We start from the raw sequence: 15,455 nt of genomic DNA, 5'->3' as shown, positions 1-15,455 counted from the left end.
ATAGAATTTTCCTAAAGAAAAAAAATGAGTGATCAAAAATACCTTCTTGGCATTGACCTGGGGAGCTCATCAGTAAAGGCATCCCTTGTCGATTTGGCAACAGGGAGTGCAGTCGCCTCCTGTTTCGAGCCTTCTGAAGAGATGCCGATTCATTCACCATCATCGGATTGGGCTGAACAGGACCCTGAGATGTGGTGGCAGAATACGGTTCGGGCTATCAGGAGAGTTACCGCGGGGCATCCGGGCAGTGCAGACCGTATTGAAGGCATTGGTATTTCATATCAGATGCATGGCCTGGTTCTGCTGGATAAAGAGGGCAGGGTTCTTCGTCCGGCCATTATCTGGTGTGACAGCCGGGCAGTAGACGCCGGAGATCAGCTCACAGAACAATTGGAGGAATCCTATTGCTTCGACACTTTGCTCAATGTGCCAGGTAATTTCACTGCATCAAAGCTTAAGTGGGTCATCGAAAATGAACCGGAAATTTTTGATCGTGTACATCGTTTCATGCTTCCGGGAGATTACATTGCGTACCGTCTTACTGGCGAATATTCCACCACATCCACAGGTTTATCGGAGGGCATATTCTGGGACTTTGAATCCTGGCAAATATCAGGACCTGTGCTGGATGTTCTGGGGGTAAAACGCGGGCTTGTGCCGGACCTGGTTCCGGAATTTGGTCTTCAGGGACGCATGGGAGAAAGTGCAGCAAAAGAACTCGGCATGCAGGCCGGTGTTCCCATCGGATATCGTGCAGGTGATCAGCCCAACAACGCGCTTTCATTAAAAGTCTCCGAGGCAGGCCAGGTAGCTGCGACAGCCGGTACTTCCGGGGTTATTTACGCGGTTACAGATATTCCTTCAGGTGACAAGCTTTCAAGGGTAAATACATTTTTACACCCATCCCAGGCAGGCAAAAAATATGGAATCTTATTGTGTGTAAACGGAACCGGGATCGCCTACAACTGGATCAGGCGCATCAGTGCAGATTCTGGCAAACCCTACGACGAACTCAATCAGATGGCGGGAGAAATTAATCCCGGATCCGACGGACTCCAATTCTTTCCATTTGGTAATGGGGCAGAGCGGATGCTATCAAATAGAAAGATGGATGCGGCTCTGCTGGGAATTAATTTTAACCGACATTCAAATGCGCATATTTTCAGGGCAGTTCAGGAGGGTGTTTGTTTCGCAATGTACTACGGTTTTGAGGTCTTGGAGTCACTCGGAAGCAAGCCATCTGTCATTCGAGTTGCAGATGCCAATATGTTCAAGAGCCCGATATTTTGCCAGCTGTTTACCGACCTCACCAATTGTCGTGTGGAGTTGTACGATACTGATGGGGCGCGTGGTGCAGCGTTGGCTGCAGGTGTCGGATTGAAATATTATCCTTCGATGCAGGACATACCTCTAAAACTGAAAAAAACTTATTTACCGAGTGATGCAGGCAGGTCTGAATACCTGAATTTATATCAGGCCTGGAAGAAAATACTTATTGAAAAACTAATAAAAACACTATGAATATTGTAACAGGAGACAAAGAGTACTTCAAAGGTATCGGTAAGATCCAGTTTGAAGGCAAAGATTCAGATAACCCCTTCGCATTTAAGTATTATAATCCATCACAGGTTGTGGCAGGCAAAACGCTCGAGGAGCATTTGCGATTTGCTGTGGCTTACTGGCATACCTTCTGTGGTACGGGAGGGGATCCCTTCGGAGCGCCTACAAAAGACTTTCCCTGGAATGTGGGAAGCGATGCCAATGTGATTGCGCGCCAGAAAATGGATGCTGCTTTCGAATTCATTTCTAAAATTGGCATTCCCTTTTACTGTTTCCATGATTATGACCTGGTGGATGAGGCTTCTACACTGAAGGAGTCAGAAGATCGTCTCGATAAGATCACTGCCTATGCTGCAGAGAAGCAGAAGGAATCCGGTATACGATTGTTGTGGGGAACGGCGAATCTTTTCGGTCATCCGCGATACATGAACGGTGCGGCGAGCAATCCGGATTTTCAGGTTGTTACACACGCCGCCTTCCAGGTACGTAATGCAATAGATGCTACCATCAGGCTGGGTGGCGAGAATTATGTATTCTGGGGTGGACGTGAAGGATATATGAGCCTGCTGAACACAGATATGAAACGGGAAAAGGAGCATATCGCCACTTTCTTTACCAAGGCAAGGGATTACGGACGATCACAGGGATTTAAAGGAACCTTCCTGATTGAGCCAAAACCCATGGAGCCCACCAAGCATCAGTATGATTTTGATGCGGCAACCGTGATCGCATTTTTGCAGGAATTTAATCTGATGGATGACTTCAAACTTAATATTGAAGTGAATCATGCGACCCTGGCCAGCCATACCTTCCAACATGAGTTACAGGTTGCGGCAGATGCAGGGGTACTTGGAAGCATTGATGCAAACCGAGGTGATTATCAGAACGGCTGGGATACCGATCAGTTTCCGGTGAATATATATGAGCTGGTTGAAGCGATGCTGGTTATTTTATCCAGCGGAGGGTTCACCACCGGCGGAATTAATTTTGATGCAAAAACCAGGCGAAATTCCACCGATCTGGAAGATATCTTTCATGCGCATATCGGAGGAATGGATGCATTTGCACGGGCTTTGCTCATTGCAAACCGGATACTGACTGAATCACCCTATCCTTCAATGCTTAAAAATCGGTATGCTTCATTTGATTCCGGTCCGGGAAAGGATTTTGAAAATGGAAACCTCGACCTGAAGCAGCTGGCGAATCTGGCAATGGAAATGGGAGAACCCGCAAAAATCAGCGGTCAGCAGGAGCGCTACGAAAACATTCTGAATCAATATATGTAGGTCAGTTCACCGTACCTCAATTATCAGGTATTTCCATGATGATTGTCACGGCATTTGATACAGGTTTTGGGCAACTTCAACCATACTCAAATGCCCAATTATTATGGAAAAATATGTTTATAAATTCGGAAACGGAACCGCTGACGGTCATTCTGGAATGAAAGACCTGCTGGGCGGCAAGGGAGCAAACCTGGCTGAAATGGCCAGAATTGGAATTCCATTGCCTCCCGGATTTACTATTACCACTGATGTATGCAAGCTCTTCCAGCAAAAAGGGAGGGATGCAATACATGATATGATATTCGATCAGGCCCTTGATGGCCTGCATTTCATCCAGGATGTTATGGGCACTGATTTTGGAAGTAGCGAAAATCCATGTTTGCTATCTGTTAGATCCGGTGCCAAACAATCCATGCCTGGAATGATGGATACGGTTCTTGATATTGGTATGAATGATGAGGCAGTTGAAGGTCTTGCCAAACTCACAGGGAAAGACCACTTCGCATGGGATGCGTACCGACGCCTGATTCAGATGTACGGGGATGTTGTAATGAAGGTGGTAGATGAACACGGTGAAAATCCCTATGAAACCGTTCTTGAGGAACAAAAGCGCAAATACGGAAAGCGTTATGACAAGGATCTCACTGTAGATCAGTTGAAAGAGCTTGTTCAGCTTTACAAGGAGACTACTGAAAAGTATGCCGGCAAACCTTTTCCTCAGAATCCCAAGGATCAGATATGGGGCGCTATAATGGCAGTGTTTGAAAGCTGGAATACACCCCGGGCCATCCATTACCGTGAAATTCATGGTATTTCCAATGAAGGAGGAACCGCGGTGAATGTACAGGCTATGGTGTATGGAAATATGGGTGATGAATCTGCTTCCGGCGTGGCATTTACAAGGAATGCAGCGACGGGAGAAAATGTTTTCAATGGTGAATACCTCATTGATGCCCAGGGTGAAGACGTAGTGGCTGGTATCCGTACCCCGCTTCAGATTACATTGAAAGCCTCAAGGAACTGGGCGAAGTTTGCCCACGTAAGTGAAAAGGAACGCGCCGAAGATTATCCTTCATTGGAAGAATATATGCCTGAAATTTTCCATCAGCTGATGGATATCCGTCAATTGCTGGAAGAGCATTTCAGGGATATGCAGGATGTGGAATTCACCATTCAGGAAGGACGTCTCTGGATGCTTCAGACCAGGACCGGTAAGCGAACCGGCAGTGCCATGCTTAAAATTGCCCGTGACATGCGCGAAGAAGGTCTTATCACCGACGAGGAAGCCTTGTTACGCCTGGATCCTGAAAAACTGAATGAGCTCCTCCACCCGGTATTTGAAGCCGGTGCATTGGATAAGGCTACTGTTATTGCCAATGGTTTGCCTGCATCACCCGGTGCAGCCACAGGAAAGATTGTTTTCTTCCAGGAAGATGTTTTTACCTATGTCGAACGTAAGGAACCCGTGATACTGGTTCGGATCGAGACATCTGCAGATGACCTGAAAGGGATGTACGCAGCGAATGGTATTTTAACAGCACGTGGCGGAATGACAAGCCATGCAGCTGTTGTAGCACGCGGATTGGGTAAATGTTGTATTTCCGGAGCAGGAGCCCTCACGATCGATTACCGAAATAAGACGATGACAGTAGGGGATAAGGTATATAAGGAAGGTGACTATATTTCACTGAATGGTTCTACAGGTAATGTTTATGAAGGTAAAATTGATACCGTTGAACCGGAACTTACAGGCGACTTTGAAGAGTTGATGTCACTTGCCGACAGCCATGCACGTATGAAAGTACGGGCGAATGCTGATACTCCGGATGCCGCTTCAGTTGCACGGCATTTTGGCGCTACTGGAATCGGTCTTTGCAGAACAGAGCATATGTTCTTTGAAGGAGACCGGATTGTAGCGATGCGTGAAATGATACTTGCCAACAATGAAGCGGGACGTGAGAAAGCCCTCAAAAAGCTTCTTCCGATGCAGCGGTTTGATTTTGAGGGTATATTCCGTTCAATGAAAGGGTATCCTGTTACCATTCGTTTATTGGATCCGCCACTCCATGAATTCATTCCATTTGAACTGGAAGAACAGACTGAAGTTGCAAAATCACTGAACGTACCTGTGGAAGAAATCACCCGGAAGGCGGAACAACTTCGTGAAGTGAACCCGATGCTGGGACACCGCGGTTGCCGACTGGGTAATACATTTCCTGAAATAACACGCATGCAGACCCGTGCGATTCTGGAGGCGGCACTGAATATTTCCGCCGAAGGGCTCGAAGTAACTCCGGAGATCATGGTGCCATTGGTAGGTGATTATAAAGAGCTGAAAATGCAGCGGGAAATTATTTTGAATGAAGCCAAAGTTGTTTTTGAAGAAAAACACGCTTCAATCAAATTCTCTATCGGAACAATGATAGAGGTGCCAAGAGCAGCAATTACAGCAGATAAAATCGCGCGTTATGCAGATTTCTTCTCCTTTGGAACGAATGACCTCACTCAGATGACCTTTGGATTCTCCCGTGATGATATGGGAACGTTTGTGCCGGAATATCTGAAGAAGGGATTATTGAAGGAAAGTCCGTTCAATGTGCTTGATAATGAAGGTGTTGGATATTTGGTTAAGACGGCTGTTGACCTGGGTCTGAAGACCAATAAAGAGCTGCATTTGGGTATCTGCGGTGAACACGGAGGTGATCCGTCTTCAATCGAGTTTTGCGACAGGACCGGTTTGGATTATGTGAGTTGTTCTCCATTCCGGGTTCCTATTGCCCGATTAGCCGCAGCACAGGCAAATCTGAAGCATTCTAAAAAAGAACTTCAGGATGCCTGACAAATCAGGGTGAAGTTGGGAAGGGCGCTGAGAGGCGCCCTTTTTTTGTTTCCCCCAGCTGGTGTAAATTCGTGCTTTAAGAAATAACTATGAAGTATTTAATTCTGTCAGTATTCATCCTTTTCAATCATTCAGGCCTTGTCCGTGCCCAACTGACCCGTACGGAAAAAAAGATAGTGCAGGAAGTAAATTCCCTGGCTCCGGAACAGCTGGAACTCCTTAAACGAGTGGTCAACATGAACAGCGGCACGATGAATTTCGATGGCGTGCAGGCGGTTGGCAAGGTGCTAATGGAAGAATTTGAGGCACTTGGATTTGAAACATCCTGGGTTGATGGCCAGGAATTTGGAAGGGCCGGTCATCTTCTTGCAACTCATGAAGGAAAACCGGAAAACCTGAAAGTAATGCTGATAGGTCACCTGGATACAGTTTTTGAGCCGGATCATCCATATCAGTCATATACTATTGACGGAGATTCGGTTATGCGCGGACCGGGTGTGGTGGATATGAAAGGAGGGGATGTAATCATTCTTTATGCCCTGCGGGCGATGCGCGAGGCTGGTGCATTGAAGAATATGAATGTCCGGGTTGTAATGACGGGTGACGAAGAAAAAAGTGGAAGTCCGTTATCGTTGTCGAAGCAGCTCCTGGTTGAGACTGCAGAATGGGCTGATGTCGCTATTGGATTTGAAAACGGGGACAGTAATTTCAAAACGGCAGTTATTTCCAGGAGGGGTTCGATACGATGGAAACTTGAAGTTAATGGAAATGCGGCCCATAGTTCCCAGGTTTTTTCGGAGGAGGTGGGTGCCGGAGCGATCTATGAGGCTTCCCGAATTTTGAAGGCATTTTATGACGAACTTTCCCAGGAGCCCTTATTAACCTTTAATCCTGGTGTAATCCTGGGCGGCACGGCAGTTGAATTTGATAATGGAAAGGACGGTGGTACCGCATACGGTAAATCAAATGTGGTTGCCAGTGAAGTGGTGGTTTCCGGTGATATCCGGGCGGTTTCTCCTGAGCAGCTCGCCATGACCAAAGAAACCATGGAAAGAATCGTTTCATCCCATTTGCCGGGAACGGAGGCTGCGATAACCTTTGAAGAAGGGTATCCGCCATTGCCGCCAACACAGGGAAACAGGGAGTTGCTGGATCTGTACAGTACGGTTTCATCTGATCTTGGTTTGGGGCCGGTTTCGGCTGTAGATCCACTCCGTGCAGGAGCGGCGGATGTTTCATTTACTTCCGGACTTGTGGATGCCGCGATGGATGGGATTGGATTGAGCGGCGGAAATGATCATACCGCCAACGAATATGCCGACCTAAACCGTTTGCCTGATCTAACCAAACGGGCTGCGCTTCTGCTATACCGTTTAAATCAAAAAAAATAAGGCCGGATTACACGGCCTTATCACCTATGCCTTTGCGGGCATGTATTGTTTCAGGATATGCTCAAGTGGGGTTACCTGGACAACCCCTGACTGCCCCCACTTCACTTCTCCCTTCTGAAAGACCATCAATGTGGGTACACCCTGGATTCGGTAGTCCATTGCCAGCTTCCTGTTTTTATCAACATCCACTTTTATAATGACCGCATCTTCCCCGACGCGCGTTTTAAGTTCCTTAAGTATGGGAGCCATCATCTGACACGGTCCGCACCATACGGCCGAAAAATCGACCAGGACAGGTTTTTCAGAGTTGATCAACTCATCAAACGAAGCATTTTTGGTTTCAGCCATTTTAACTTGCCTTTTTTGATAATATATAATTCACATCGGTCCATGAACCGGCATTATAACATTCAATTCCCTGCTGTGAAAGATAATATGCCGCCTGTCCACTCCGGTTGCCGCTTCTGCAGCACAATATTAACGGTTGAGGCATGCTTCTTAGTTCCTCAAGCCGCATGGTTACTTCATTCAAGGGTATATTTATACTGCCCGGTGCGTTTGCGCCATTAAATTCCTGTGGAGTTCTCACGTCAATTACCGGAGCACCATTCAAAATATATTCTTCAATTTTATTCATTTCTATTTCGTTTTTTGAAAACATTTATACAAACTAACGAGGATTTAAGGCACTGGTTTGTAACTCATGTTACACAGTAAGGGCCTGTCTTACCGGAACTTTACATTTAAAATATACTGCTATGAAATCGAAGGTTGTACCCGAAAAAGTCTACGAGGAAATTGCGTCAATGATATCAAGCGAGGAAAGTGTTGTAGGAATTGATGCAAAAAAAACACATATCATAATCATTCATAAACTCCAGGAAATTGAAAAACGACTCGACGCAATCGAAAAAAAGCTATCGTAGTTTACTGATGCCATTGCTGGCCAGCCTGACCCTCGGATTAGCGCCATTTGTGCCTGAACCCCATATTGTGGGCAAAATAAGATGGGTCATGGGCGGGGGAACCGGCATGCAAGCCATGGATTATTTCGATCTTTTACTTCATGGAATGCCCTGGGTTTGGCTGTTTTTAGCCATTGGGATCCGGCTCGGAAAAGTGAAGGGGTAATGAAGTCGGCGTGGTTCACTTCGCCATACCTGAAATGAATTACCTATAGACCGTAATAGAAATAGAAGTACGCGAAGAATAACAGCTGGCAGATGTAAACATGCAAGCTGAAAAGAAAATCACCTTCAATTTTAATGTGCTGGAACACTGTGTGAAGGAAGGCAGCTACTACAAACCATCCAATATAATTACTCAAGGGGGCGATACCTCCTTCAAAAACCCAGAAATCAAATACAGGGGCTGGCACCTCCATGAACAAGTCAAAGAGCACCATTAATCCGGCGCCAATCAGGACCTTTAGCCATTTTGAAACTTTGATCCTGTTGGAAATAACCCCTGTGATCAGTACCAATACTGCCCAGTTAATCCCTATAAAAAACGGGACACCGTCGATTTTCGGGCCGAGATTTTCACCATACTCATAAACGCCGAATAATATTCCATAATGAACCCCGAGCCATTCTGCTATCATTCCTCCGGAAAAAAACATTGTAACGGCGAGAATCTTTTTTCCTGAATCAATAGGGAAGAGCCATGCCAGCAGGCAGAAAATCGCAAAAAGATTTAGAGGCGTTTTTTCAATGAACCAGTTTTGATAACCCAGTGTCACGCCAATCAATGCAGAAATATGAAAAAGATAGACCAGGAAAATACCGATGGTCAGCCTGGGTATTGAAATTAATTCCTGCCGTATTTCGAGTCCCCGGATCATGCGTCTGGTATTAAGTCACTTACAATTTTGGCAGATTGAAGGCACAATGGAATGCCGCCTCCCGGATGAACAGAGCCCCCGCAGAAGTATAAATTTTTCAGTCTTCCTGAAAAGTTCGGATGCCTTAAAAAGGCCGAGAATTTAGAATTGCTTGATGCTCCGTACAGCGATCCCCGATGTGAGCTTGTTCTGCTCTCAATCAGAATCGGATCTAAAATTTCTTCCGTTACCAGGTACTTTTCAATATCCGTTTTTAAAATCCTGTTGATCTTTTGGACAATGCGGTCTCTTGATATCTTTTTGAGTGTTTCCCAATCCTGACCATAATTGGCAGGTGCATTGATCATGACAAACCAATTTTCATTTCCTTCAGGCGCATCATCGGTCTCGTCCTTACTTGTGATATTAATATAAACAGTGGGGTCTTCCGAGAATGTTTTTTCTTTGAACAAGCACCTGAACTCCTCCCGGTAATCTTTACTGAAGAATATATTATGAAGGTCAAGTTCCTTAAATGTTCTGCCGACGCCCCAGTAATAAATCAGGGCAGAGCTGGAGCGTTCCTGCCTGAGAATTTTATCTGAACGTTTCAGATCCTTCAACAAAAGATTGTATGTGGAATAGATGTCCATATTGCAAACCAATAAGTCAGAATAATAACTGCCTTGTTCTGTCTGCACACCATTGGCCACCCCACTTTCATGAAGAATTTTCTTTACAGGTTCATTGAGCCTGAATTGAACTTTTTGATCAATGGCCAGCTGATGCAAGCTTTTGGTAATGGCGTGCATCCCGCCTTTTGGAAGAAAACATCCATAATGCATCTCCAAATGAGGAATCAACGACATAACTCCCGGAGTTTGATACGGTGATGAACCATTGTAGGTGGCGTAGCGATTGAACAGTTGAACCAGCCGGGGGTCGGAAAAATATTTTTTATTGGTCGAGTTTAAAGTTGATGTGATGTCCAGTTTATGACTCTGGATGAGTGACTTTAAGGTGTCGAAGGAGAGGTATGTTGAAGCCTTATGAAGTGATTTTTCGAGAAAAACCGATGTTGTCAGGTCATACTTTTCCTTGGCATTCCTCAGGTAATTCTTTAGCGAAACTTCAGATGTATTAAAAGTTCTTGCTGCTTCGCTGATGAATTTGTTGGTATCAGCATGAACACTGAACGTCGTACCATCTTCCCAGAAATAATTACAGACCACTTCTTTCCTTTTGTAATTAAAAAGGGTTCGGGGATCAATATCATGTAACTCAAACAGTTCGTCAACCAGGTGCGGCATTGTGAAGAGCGAAGGACCGGCGTCCCATCGAAAGCCATCCTTTTCGACTACATGCAGTTTTCCACCGACATATGGATTAGCTTCGAAAACAGTTACATCGTATCCTTTTTTCCTTAATCGCAATGCACTTGCAATTCCCGCTATTCCAGAACCGATGATAATGGCGTTTTTTGACATTTCACATAACCTATATCCTATCAAACATTGACATTGAACTTTTGTTAAACCGGCCGTCGTCTTTCTCAATACCCGGAAAGGATTTTTTGTTTCGAAGCGAATGCTCCTTTATATTGAATTATGAATCGATTCTTGTTGTATTTTCTGCTATGTATTTCGGCCGCGTGTTCCACAAGCCCGTCTGCAAACATCGATTGGACCGTAGCGGGGGGGGATCCCGCACGCACACAGTATAGTGGAGCTATTCAGATCGACACTTCCAATGTAAGCCGCCTGCAGGTAGCGTGGGAATATAAAACGGGCGATGCCAGGGAAGGATCTCAAATACAGTGCAATCCAATTGTACTGGATGGTATTCTGTACGCTACGACACCATCATTGCGTTTGTTTGCGCTGGATGCCTCAAATGGCAAAGAAGTCTGGACGTTCAATCCCAGGGATGTTATTGAAGAATTGCCAGAAGCACTGAATACCAACAGGGGGGTAACCTACTGGACAGACGGAGAAAAGAAACGGCTGTTCTATGCTGTGAGTTCCTATTTACTGTCAGTTGATGCACTCACAGGGTTGCCAGATCGCTCATTTGGCACTGAGGGAAGAATTGATTTGCGCAGTGGGCTTGACCGTGATGCAACATCACTATATGTTACGGCCACTTCTCCCGGGGTTATATATAAGGATCTCTTAATTCTAGGCTCCCGGGTATCTGAGTCGAACCCTGCGGCACCGGGACATATCAGGGCATTTGATGTGCGAACGGGAGAAAGAGTTTGGATTTTTCATACGATTCCCCATCCAGGGGAATATGGTTTTGACACCTGGGACGACAGCACTGCCTATATGCGTGCAGGCGGAGCAAACTCATGGTCGGGCATGAGTCTCGATGAAGGACGGGGAGTGGTTTATGCCTCGACGGGTTCAGCAGCGTTTGACTTTTATGGCGGCGACCGGTTAGGGGACAATTTATTTGCCAATTCTATAATCGCTCTGGATGCAGAAAAAGGCACTTATCGCTGGCATTTTCAGACGATTCACCATGATGTCTGGGATCGCGACCTGCCTGCTCCGCCAGTTCTTGCCACGATACCGGTTGATGGTGTTAACAGGGATGTTGCTATTCAGGCAACAAAGACAGGTTTGATATTTGTTCTCGACAGGGATACCGGAGCGCCCGTATTTCCAGTTGAAGAAATGAAAGTTCCGGTCGATGAACATTTACAGGGGGAGGTACTTTCTGTCACCCAGCCGATCCCACAAAAACCAGAGCCCTTTATGAGGCAACGGATGACTGTTGATGATCTCAACGGCCTTATACCAGATTCCTCATTCAAAGCCCTGAAAGAGCAGTTTATGACGTATAATTCAGGTCACCTGTTTACACCGCCTTCAGAAGAGGGAACTGTTTTTTTTCCGGGTTTGGACGGTGGAGCGGAGTGGGGAGGATCATCTTTTGATGCCGAAAGCAGTATGCTTTTTATTAATGCCAACGAAGTTCCGTGGATTATCACGAATATCAGGAAATCCGGAAATGTTGAAAGTCTTACCAAGGGGCAGGTTATTTACCAGGAGCACTGCCTGTCATGTCATGGTCCTGCGCTGGAAGGGGCTGGGAATTATCCCGGTCTGATTGGATTGAAAAATAAGGCAGATGATCGTACCGTGCGTGAACTGCTGAGAGTAGGCCGCGGCATGATGCCAGCTTTAAGTTTTCTGACTGATGAACAGGTTGATGCAGTAACCGATTATGTGCTGAATTATCGGGAGGGAATTACGGAATTGCCTTCAGATTCTTCCTTTTTCCGGGGATATTCAATCCGGGGCTATGAGAAGCTAACGACTCCAGAAGGGCTTCCTGCCATAAGTCCCCCATGGGGTACGCTCAACGCGATCGATCTGGTCTCTGGAAAAATTCGGTGGAAAGTGCCAATTGGGAAGTACCCGGGGCTTGAAACAGGAGGTATCTTAACCGGAACTGAGAATTACGGAGGACCGGTTGCAACCAAAGGGGGTGTGCTGTTCATTGCGGCTACCCCTGATCAAATGTTTCGGGTTTATCGCAAGAGGGACGGAGCACTATTGTTTGAATCAAAGTTACCTGCAGCGGGTTTTGCCACACCCTCGGTTTATGAAATAAATGGGAAACAGTTTGTGGTAATAGCATGTGGAGGAGGCAAGCTTGGATCTCCATCAGGAGATTACTATGTAGCTTTCGCACTGCCCTAGGACGTTACAGGATTTCTTCGACTTTGTATACAAAATATTTTGTATCACCTAGCCAAAACATCCGAACATACTTTTCTTTATAGTACAATTTAACACGTTTGCCATTTTCGATAGCGCGGTCAATATCTTCACGCACCTGGCTTTGGCCATCACGTACAGTAAATTCCCAGGTTGTGGGTATGACACCATCCCCGGAGCTGGTGAGTCCGCCAATATTCATTTCACCTTCCCAGGTCTTGAAGATGGTTCCTTTCCGGCTCACCTTGATGGGCGTACCCGCACGATATCCATCGCTGTAGTTGGCAAAATAGAGGAAGAGAAATATGAGTAAACCCAGTATTCCAAGAGACACGAAAGTCCATCTGATTATCTTCTTTATTAATTCCATTGGGTGTTCTGAATATTGCCTCCGAAAATACAAAAAATCACGGTATTTATCACTGCAAGTTACCAGACGTACCAAATATTACCGAAATGTCCTCAACAATGGAACGTTTAATCACTACCTTTTGTATCTTAGTCAGTCGGCGGAACGCAGGGTGAGTATTTTTAGCTATGGTCCTCTATTTTCTTCTGCACCTAGTGTGGGCTTAATTTTTTAATAATAGGTAGCCCTGTATTTTATTAAATTTATATGATCGTACGATTCAAAAGATCTGATGAATCTTTTCAGAAAAATCTGCAAAAGGCATTGGACAATCACTTCACATCAACGGGAGTTTCCCGTAAGGGTAATTTTAAGATGTATCTTAAATCATTCCTTTTGCTTACCGCATACATTTTGCCGTTTGTGCTCATACTCACCTTACCAATACCCGTTTTCGTCATGTGGCTGGGATGCGTAATAATGGGTTTTGCCTATGCAGGTCTAGGCATGTCATTGATGCACGATGCCTGCCATGGATCTTTTTCAAAGTACAGGATTGTGAATCAGGTACTTGCGTATTCAATGAATTTCCTCGGGGGTAACCGCTTTAACTGGGTTATTCAGCACAATGTAAAACATCATACATTTACGAATATTCACGGCGCAGATGAAGATCTGGAGAACGGGAATGTAATTAGACTTTCACCGCATGCCAAATGGTATAAATTCCATCGCTTTCAGCACATCTATTCATGGTTCCTCTATACACTTGGTACATTAAGCTGGGTGACGTTCAAGGACTTTAAACAATTGATCAAATTGAATGATGATCCCAGGTATGCGAAAAACCTTAACAGGGAATGGGTCATTCTGATCGTTTCAAAAATTCTCTACTATGCCTACATCATTGGAATACCGGCATTGATCCTGAATATTCCATTCTGGTATCTGATTATCGGATTTGTTACCCTCCATATGGTAGGAGGTTTTGTTTTGAGTGTAACTTTCCAGTTGGCGCACGTGGTTGAAGGTGTTGACCATTCCGAGTCTTCTGAATCTCCCGAGAATTCATGGGCGGAACATCAACTGCGTACCACCTCTAATTTTGCGCGTAAAAATTGGTTTCTTACCTGGTATATGGGAGGCCTGAACTTCCAGGTTGAACATCACCTTTTTCCGCATATCTGTCATATTCACTATCCGGATTTATCGCCGATTGTGGCTGAACAGGCTGGTAAAATGGGAATTCCGTATAATGATCAGCCCGGCTTCAGAAATGCGGTTCGTTCTCATTATTTAACGCTGAAAGAATACGGACGTCGTCCTTCCATGCGTGTCGCCTGAGCTGGTTGATGTCTATCACGTGACCGGCTGACCGTCCTCATAGCTTTCGCCAGACTTTTTGCTGATCTTATAAACAAATCAGCAGGGTCATGGTGATAATTGTATTTGGATTACCAGGAACGGGAAAAGTCAAGTTTGCTCAGCGTCTGGCTCAATACCTACAGTTCGATTTTTTAAACACTGCCGCTATTCGGCGTAAATGGATAGCATCACCTTCGTTCAGTAAAAAAGAAAAGGAGGCAGTCTATTTGAATCTTCTCCAGGAAATGTCTGAACATACCCTTGACAAAAAAAACCTGGTTCTTGAAGGCACCTTTTACCTGAAAAGTATCCGACGGGATTTTCATGACGTGGCAGATATTCTGAATACAGAGGTCTACTGGATTGAAATTGTCTCTGATACGTATAATTCAGGCTGGAACCTGTTCCGGCATGACCCGGCTATTTCAGATAAATTTTCAATTTACCGCACTTTGTTGAGTTCATTTGAACCAATGGATTCAAAACACCTCGTACTGGAATACACCCGCGATAGTCGCCTGAATGATTTGATAAGGCTGACCCTCAAATCTATCCCGGGGCTTATGCAAAATGGAAAATCAAGAATGGCTAATCTCACTATTTAAATTTACGTTGAAATGGACAATACTACGCATCTTAACATGCATCGGGAACATGGAATATGGCAGTCCGATATCAAAATGTGGTCCCACGACCTGAAAATGTGGGAACAGGAAATTGAGTCTCAGGAGCAGGTTTTGCAATTTTTCGAAGAGGCGATTGTACAACATAAAATAGCACTTTTAGATCATGTGAGAGTCCTTGCTGAACACCGGAGTAAGCTGGAAAGACACGAGATTGATATAAGTTTGGTAGGTGAAGGCACAAAACTGGACATCGAACTCGCCCGGGAGCACGAAGATGAATATAAACGACATGAGGAACAGCATAAAGCGCATGAACGCTTAAAAAAGTATCATCATAACCTGATTTCCATCACTAAATCATTAAGAAAGGCACTGGAAAGTCCGGTTTAAACAGGATTTTAATAAGAATACAGTAATAAATGGTTGTTACATGGGTGTTATTTGGTTTAAAAGGCCGGAATTATCCGGCCTTTTTATTTAAATGCCGGA

At 45.1% G+C, this 15,455-nt stretch carries 15 protein-coding genes; 10 read left to right on the top strand and 5 right to left on the bottom strand.

All coding sequences use genetic code 11. From position 1 onward, the window contains the following. Positions 1-24 precede the first annotated feature (24 nt). The 4 genes from LDX50_RS19690 (at position 25) to LDX50_RS19675 (ending at position 7,076) form a co-directional block, all read left to right on the top strand. Positions 25-1,521, top strand: a complete 1,497-nt coding sequence (locus tag LDX50_RS19690; RefSeq protein ID WP_225697918.1) for a xylulokinase — start codon at positions 25-27, stop codon at positions 1,519-1,521. Then, positions 1,518-2,846: a xylose isomerase gene (gene xylA, locus LDX50_RS19685; RefSeq protein ID WP_225697917.1), complete on the top strand. Its 1,329-nt coding sequence runs from the start codon at positions 1,518-1,520 to the stop codon at positions 2,844-2,846. Before LDX50_RS19690 ends, xylA begins: the two co-directional genes overlap by 4 nt. Before the next feature lie 103 nt (positions 2,847-2,949). After that, the gene (ppdK, locus tag LDX50_RS19680; protein ID WP_225697916.1) at positions 2,950-5,685 is read left to right on the top strand and encodes a pyruvate, phosphate dikinase; all 2,736 of its coding nucleotides are present in this window, start codon (positions 2,950-2,952) and stop codon (positions 5,683-5,685) included. A gap of 89 nt (positions 5,686-5,774) precedes the next feature. Next, a complete protein-coding gene (locus tag LDX50_RS19675) occupies positions 5,775-7,076 on the top strand; it encodes a M20 family metallopeptidase (RefSeq protein ID WP_225697915.1) in 1,302 nt (433 codons plus the stop codon). Positions 7,077-7,100: 24 nt separating this feature from the next. Here the strand turns inward: LDX50_RS19675 and trxA are convergent, their stop codons facing one another. Continuing rightward, positions 7,101-7,424, bottom strand: coding sequence for a thioredoxin (gene trxA / locus LDX50_RS19670; RefSeq protein ID WP_225697914.1), 324 nt, complete (start codon positions 7,422-7,424; stop codon positions 7,101-7,103). A 1-nt stretch (position 7,425) separates the two neighbouring features. After that, positions 7,426-7,713, bottom strand: a complete 288-nt coding sequence (locus tag LDX50_RS19665) for a rhodanese-like domain-containing protein (protein ID WP_225697913.1) — start codon at positions 7,711-7,713, stop codon at positions 7,426-7,428. A gap of 121 nt (positions 7,714-7,834) precedes the next feature. Here LDX50_RS19665 and LDX50_RS19660 point away from each other — a divergent pair, with 121 nt between their 5' ends. Both LDX50_RS19660 and LDX50_RS19655 read left to right on the top strand, forming a co-directional pair. Continuing rightward, a complete protein-coding gene (locus LDX50_RS19660) occupies positions 7,835-8,002 on the top strand; it encodes a hypothetical protein (protein WP_225697912.1) in 168 nt (55 codons plus the stop codon). Further along, the gene (locus LDX50_RS19655) at positions 7,962-8,207 is read left to right on the top strand and encodes a hypothetical protein (protein WP_420828561.1); all 246 of its coding nucleotides are present in this window, start codon (positions 7,962-7,964) and stop codon (positions 8,205-8,207) included. Before LDX50_RS19660 ends, LDX50_RS19655 begins: the two co-directional genes overlap by 41 nt. Before the next feature lie 43 nt (positions 8,208-8,250). On the opposite strand, the gene LDX50_RS19650 is transcribed toward LDX50_RS19655, so the two are convergent. Continuing rightward, positions 8,251-8,919 carry a carotenoid biosynthesis protein gene (locus LDX50_RS19650; RefSeq protein WP_225697911.1) on the bottom strand — a complete coding sequence of 223 codons (669 nt, stop codon included), beginning with the start codon at positions 8,917-8,919 and terminating at the stop codon, positions 8,251-8,253. Further along, positions 8,916-10,385: a 1-hydroxycarotenoid 3,4-desaturase CrtD gene (crtD, locus tag LDX50_RS19645; RefSeq protein ID WP_225697910.1), complete on the bottom strand. Its 1,470-nt coding sequence runs from the start codon at positions 10,383-10,385 to the stop codon at positions 8,916-8,918. The genes LDX50_RS19650 and crtD overlap by 4 nt, the downstream gene beginning before the upstream one ends. A gap of 120 nt (positions 10,386-10,505) precedes the next feature. On the opposite strand from crtD, the gene LDX50_RS19640 reads away from it, so the two are divergent. Then, complete coding sequence (locus LDX50_RS19640; protein ID WP_225697909.1) at positions 10,506-12,608, top strand: c-type cytochrome; 2,103 nt, start codon at positions 10,506-10,508, stop codon at positions 12,606-12,608. A gap of 4 nt (positions 12,609-12,612) precedes the next feature. On the opposite strand, the gene LDX50_RS19635 is transcribed toward LDX50_RS19640, so the two are convergent. Further along, on the bottom strand, positions 12,613-12,996 hold the full coding sequence (locus tag LDX50_RS19635; RefSeq protein WP_225697908.1) for a hypothetical protein: 384 nt from the start codon (positions 12,994-12,996) through the stop codon (positions 12,613-12,615). Between the two features lie 246 nt (positions 12,997-13,242). Here LDX50_RS19635 and LDX50_RS19630 point away from each other — a divergent pair, with 246 nt between their 5' ends. The 3 genes from LDX50_RS19630 to LDX50_RS19620 all read left to right on the top strand — a co-directional run bounded on the left by LDX50_RS19630 (position 13,243) and on the right by LDX50_RS19620 (position 15,356). After that, complete coding sequence (locus LDX50_RS19630; RefSeq protein ID WP_225697907.1) at positions 13,243-14,319, top strand: fatty acid desaturase family protein; 1,077 nt, start codon at positions 13,243-13,245, stop codon at positions 14,317-14,319. 89 nt (positions 14,320-14,408) lie between these two features. After that, positions 14,409-14,945 carry a P-loop nucleotide/nucleoside kinase family protein gene (locus LDX50_RS19625; protein ID WP_225697906.1) on the top strand — a complete coding sequence of 179 codons (537 nt, stop codon included), beginning with the start codon at positions 14,409-14,411 and terminating at the stop codon, positions 14,943-14,945. Between the two features lie 12 nt (positions 14,946-14,957). Beyond that, a complete protein-coding gene (locus LDX50_RS19620; protein WP_225697905.1) occupies positions 14,958-15,356 on the top strand; it encodes a hypothetical protein in 399 nt (132 codons plus the stop codon). The last annotated feature ends 99 nt before the right edge of the window (positions 15,357-15,455 follow it).

This window comes from Fulvivirga sedimenti (assembly GCF_020328055.1).
Note: the sequence above shows the minus strand (reverse complement) of the source record. Positions and strands in the feature narration are given on the sequence as shown.

Excerpts from the sequence above, each read along its gene's own strand:
- LDX50_RS19690 (WP_225697918.1), top strand. The coding sequence starts at position 25 with ATGAGTGATCAAAAATACCTTCTTGGCATTGACCTGGGGAGCTCATCA.
- xylA (WP_225697917.1), top strand. The coding sequence starts at position 1,518 with ATGAATATTGTAACAGGAGACAAAGAGTACTTCAAAGGTATCGGTAAG.
- ppdK (WP_225697916.1), top strand. The coding sequence starts at position 2,950 with ATGGAAAAATATGTTTATAAATTCGGAAACGGAACCGCTGACGGTCAT.
- LDX50_RS19675 (WP_225697915.1), top strand. The coding sequence starts at position 5,775 with ATGAAGTATTTAATTCTGTCAGTATTCATCCTTTTCAATCATTCAGGC.
- trxA (WP_225697914.1), bottom strand. The coding sequence starts at position 7,424 with ATGGCTGAAACCAAAAATGCTTCGTTTGATGAGTTGATCAACTCTGAA.
- LDX50_RS19665 (WP_225697913.1), bottom strand. The coding sequence starts at position 7,713 with ATGAATAAAATTGAAGAATATATTTTGAATGGTGCTCCGGTAATTGAC.
- LDX50_RS19660 (WP_225697912.1), top strand. The coding sequence starts at position 7,835 with ATGAAATCGAAGGTTGTACCCGAAAAAGTCTACGAGGAAATTGCGTCA.
- LDX50_RS19650 (WP_225697911.1), bottom strand. The coding sequence starts at position 8,919 with ATGATCCGGGGACTCGAAATACGGCAGGAATTAATTTCAATACCCAGG.
- crtD (WP_225697910.1), bottom strand. The coding sequence starts at position 10,385 with ATGTCAAAAAACGCCATTATCATCGGTTCTGGAATAGCGGGAATTGCA.
- LDX50_RS19640 (WP_225697909.1), top strand. The coding sequence starts at position 10,506 with ATGAATCGATTCTTGTTGTATTTTCTGCTATGTATTTCGGCCGCGTGT.
- LDX50_RS19635 (WP_225697908.1), bottom strand. The coding sequence starts at position 12,996 with ATGGAATTAATAAAGAAGATAATCAGATGGACTTTCGTGTCTCTTGGA.
- LDX50_RS19630 (WP_225697907.1), top strand. The coding sequence starts at position 13,243 with ATGATCGTACGATTCAAAAGATCTGATGAATCTTTTCAGAAAAATCTG.
- LDX50_RS19625 (WP_225697906.1), top strand. The coding sequence starts at position 14,409 with ATGGTGATAATTGTATTTGGATTACCAGGAACGGGAAAAGTCAAGTTT.
- LDX50_RS19620 (WP_225697905.1), top strand. The coding sequence starts at position 14,958 with ATGGACAATACTACGCATCTTAACATGCATCGGGAACATGGAATATGG.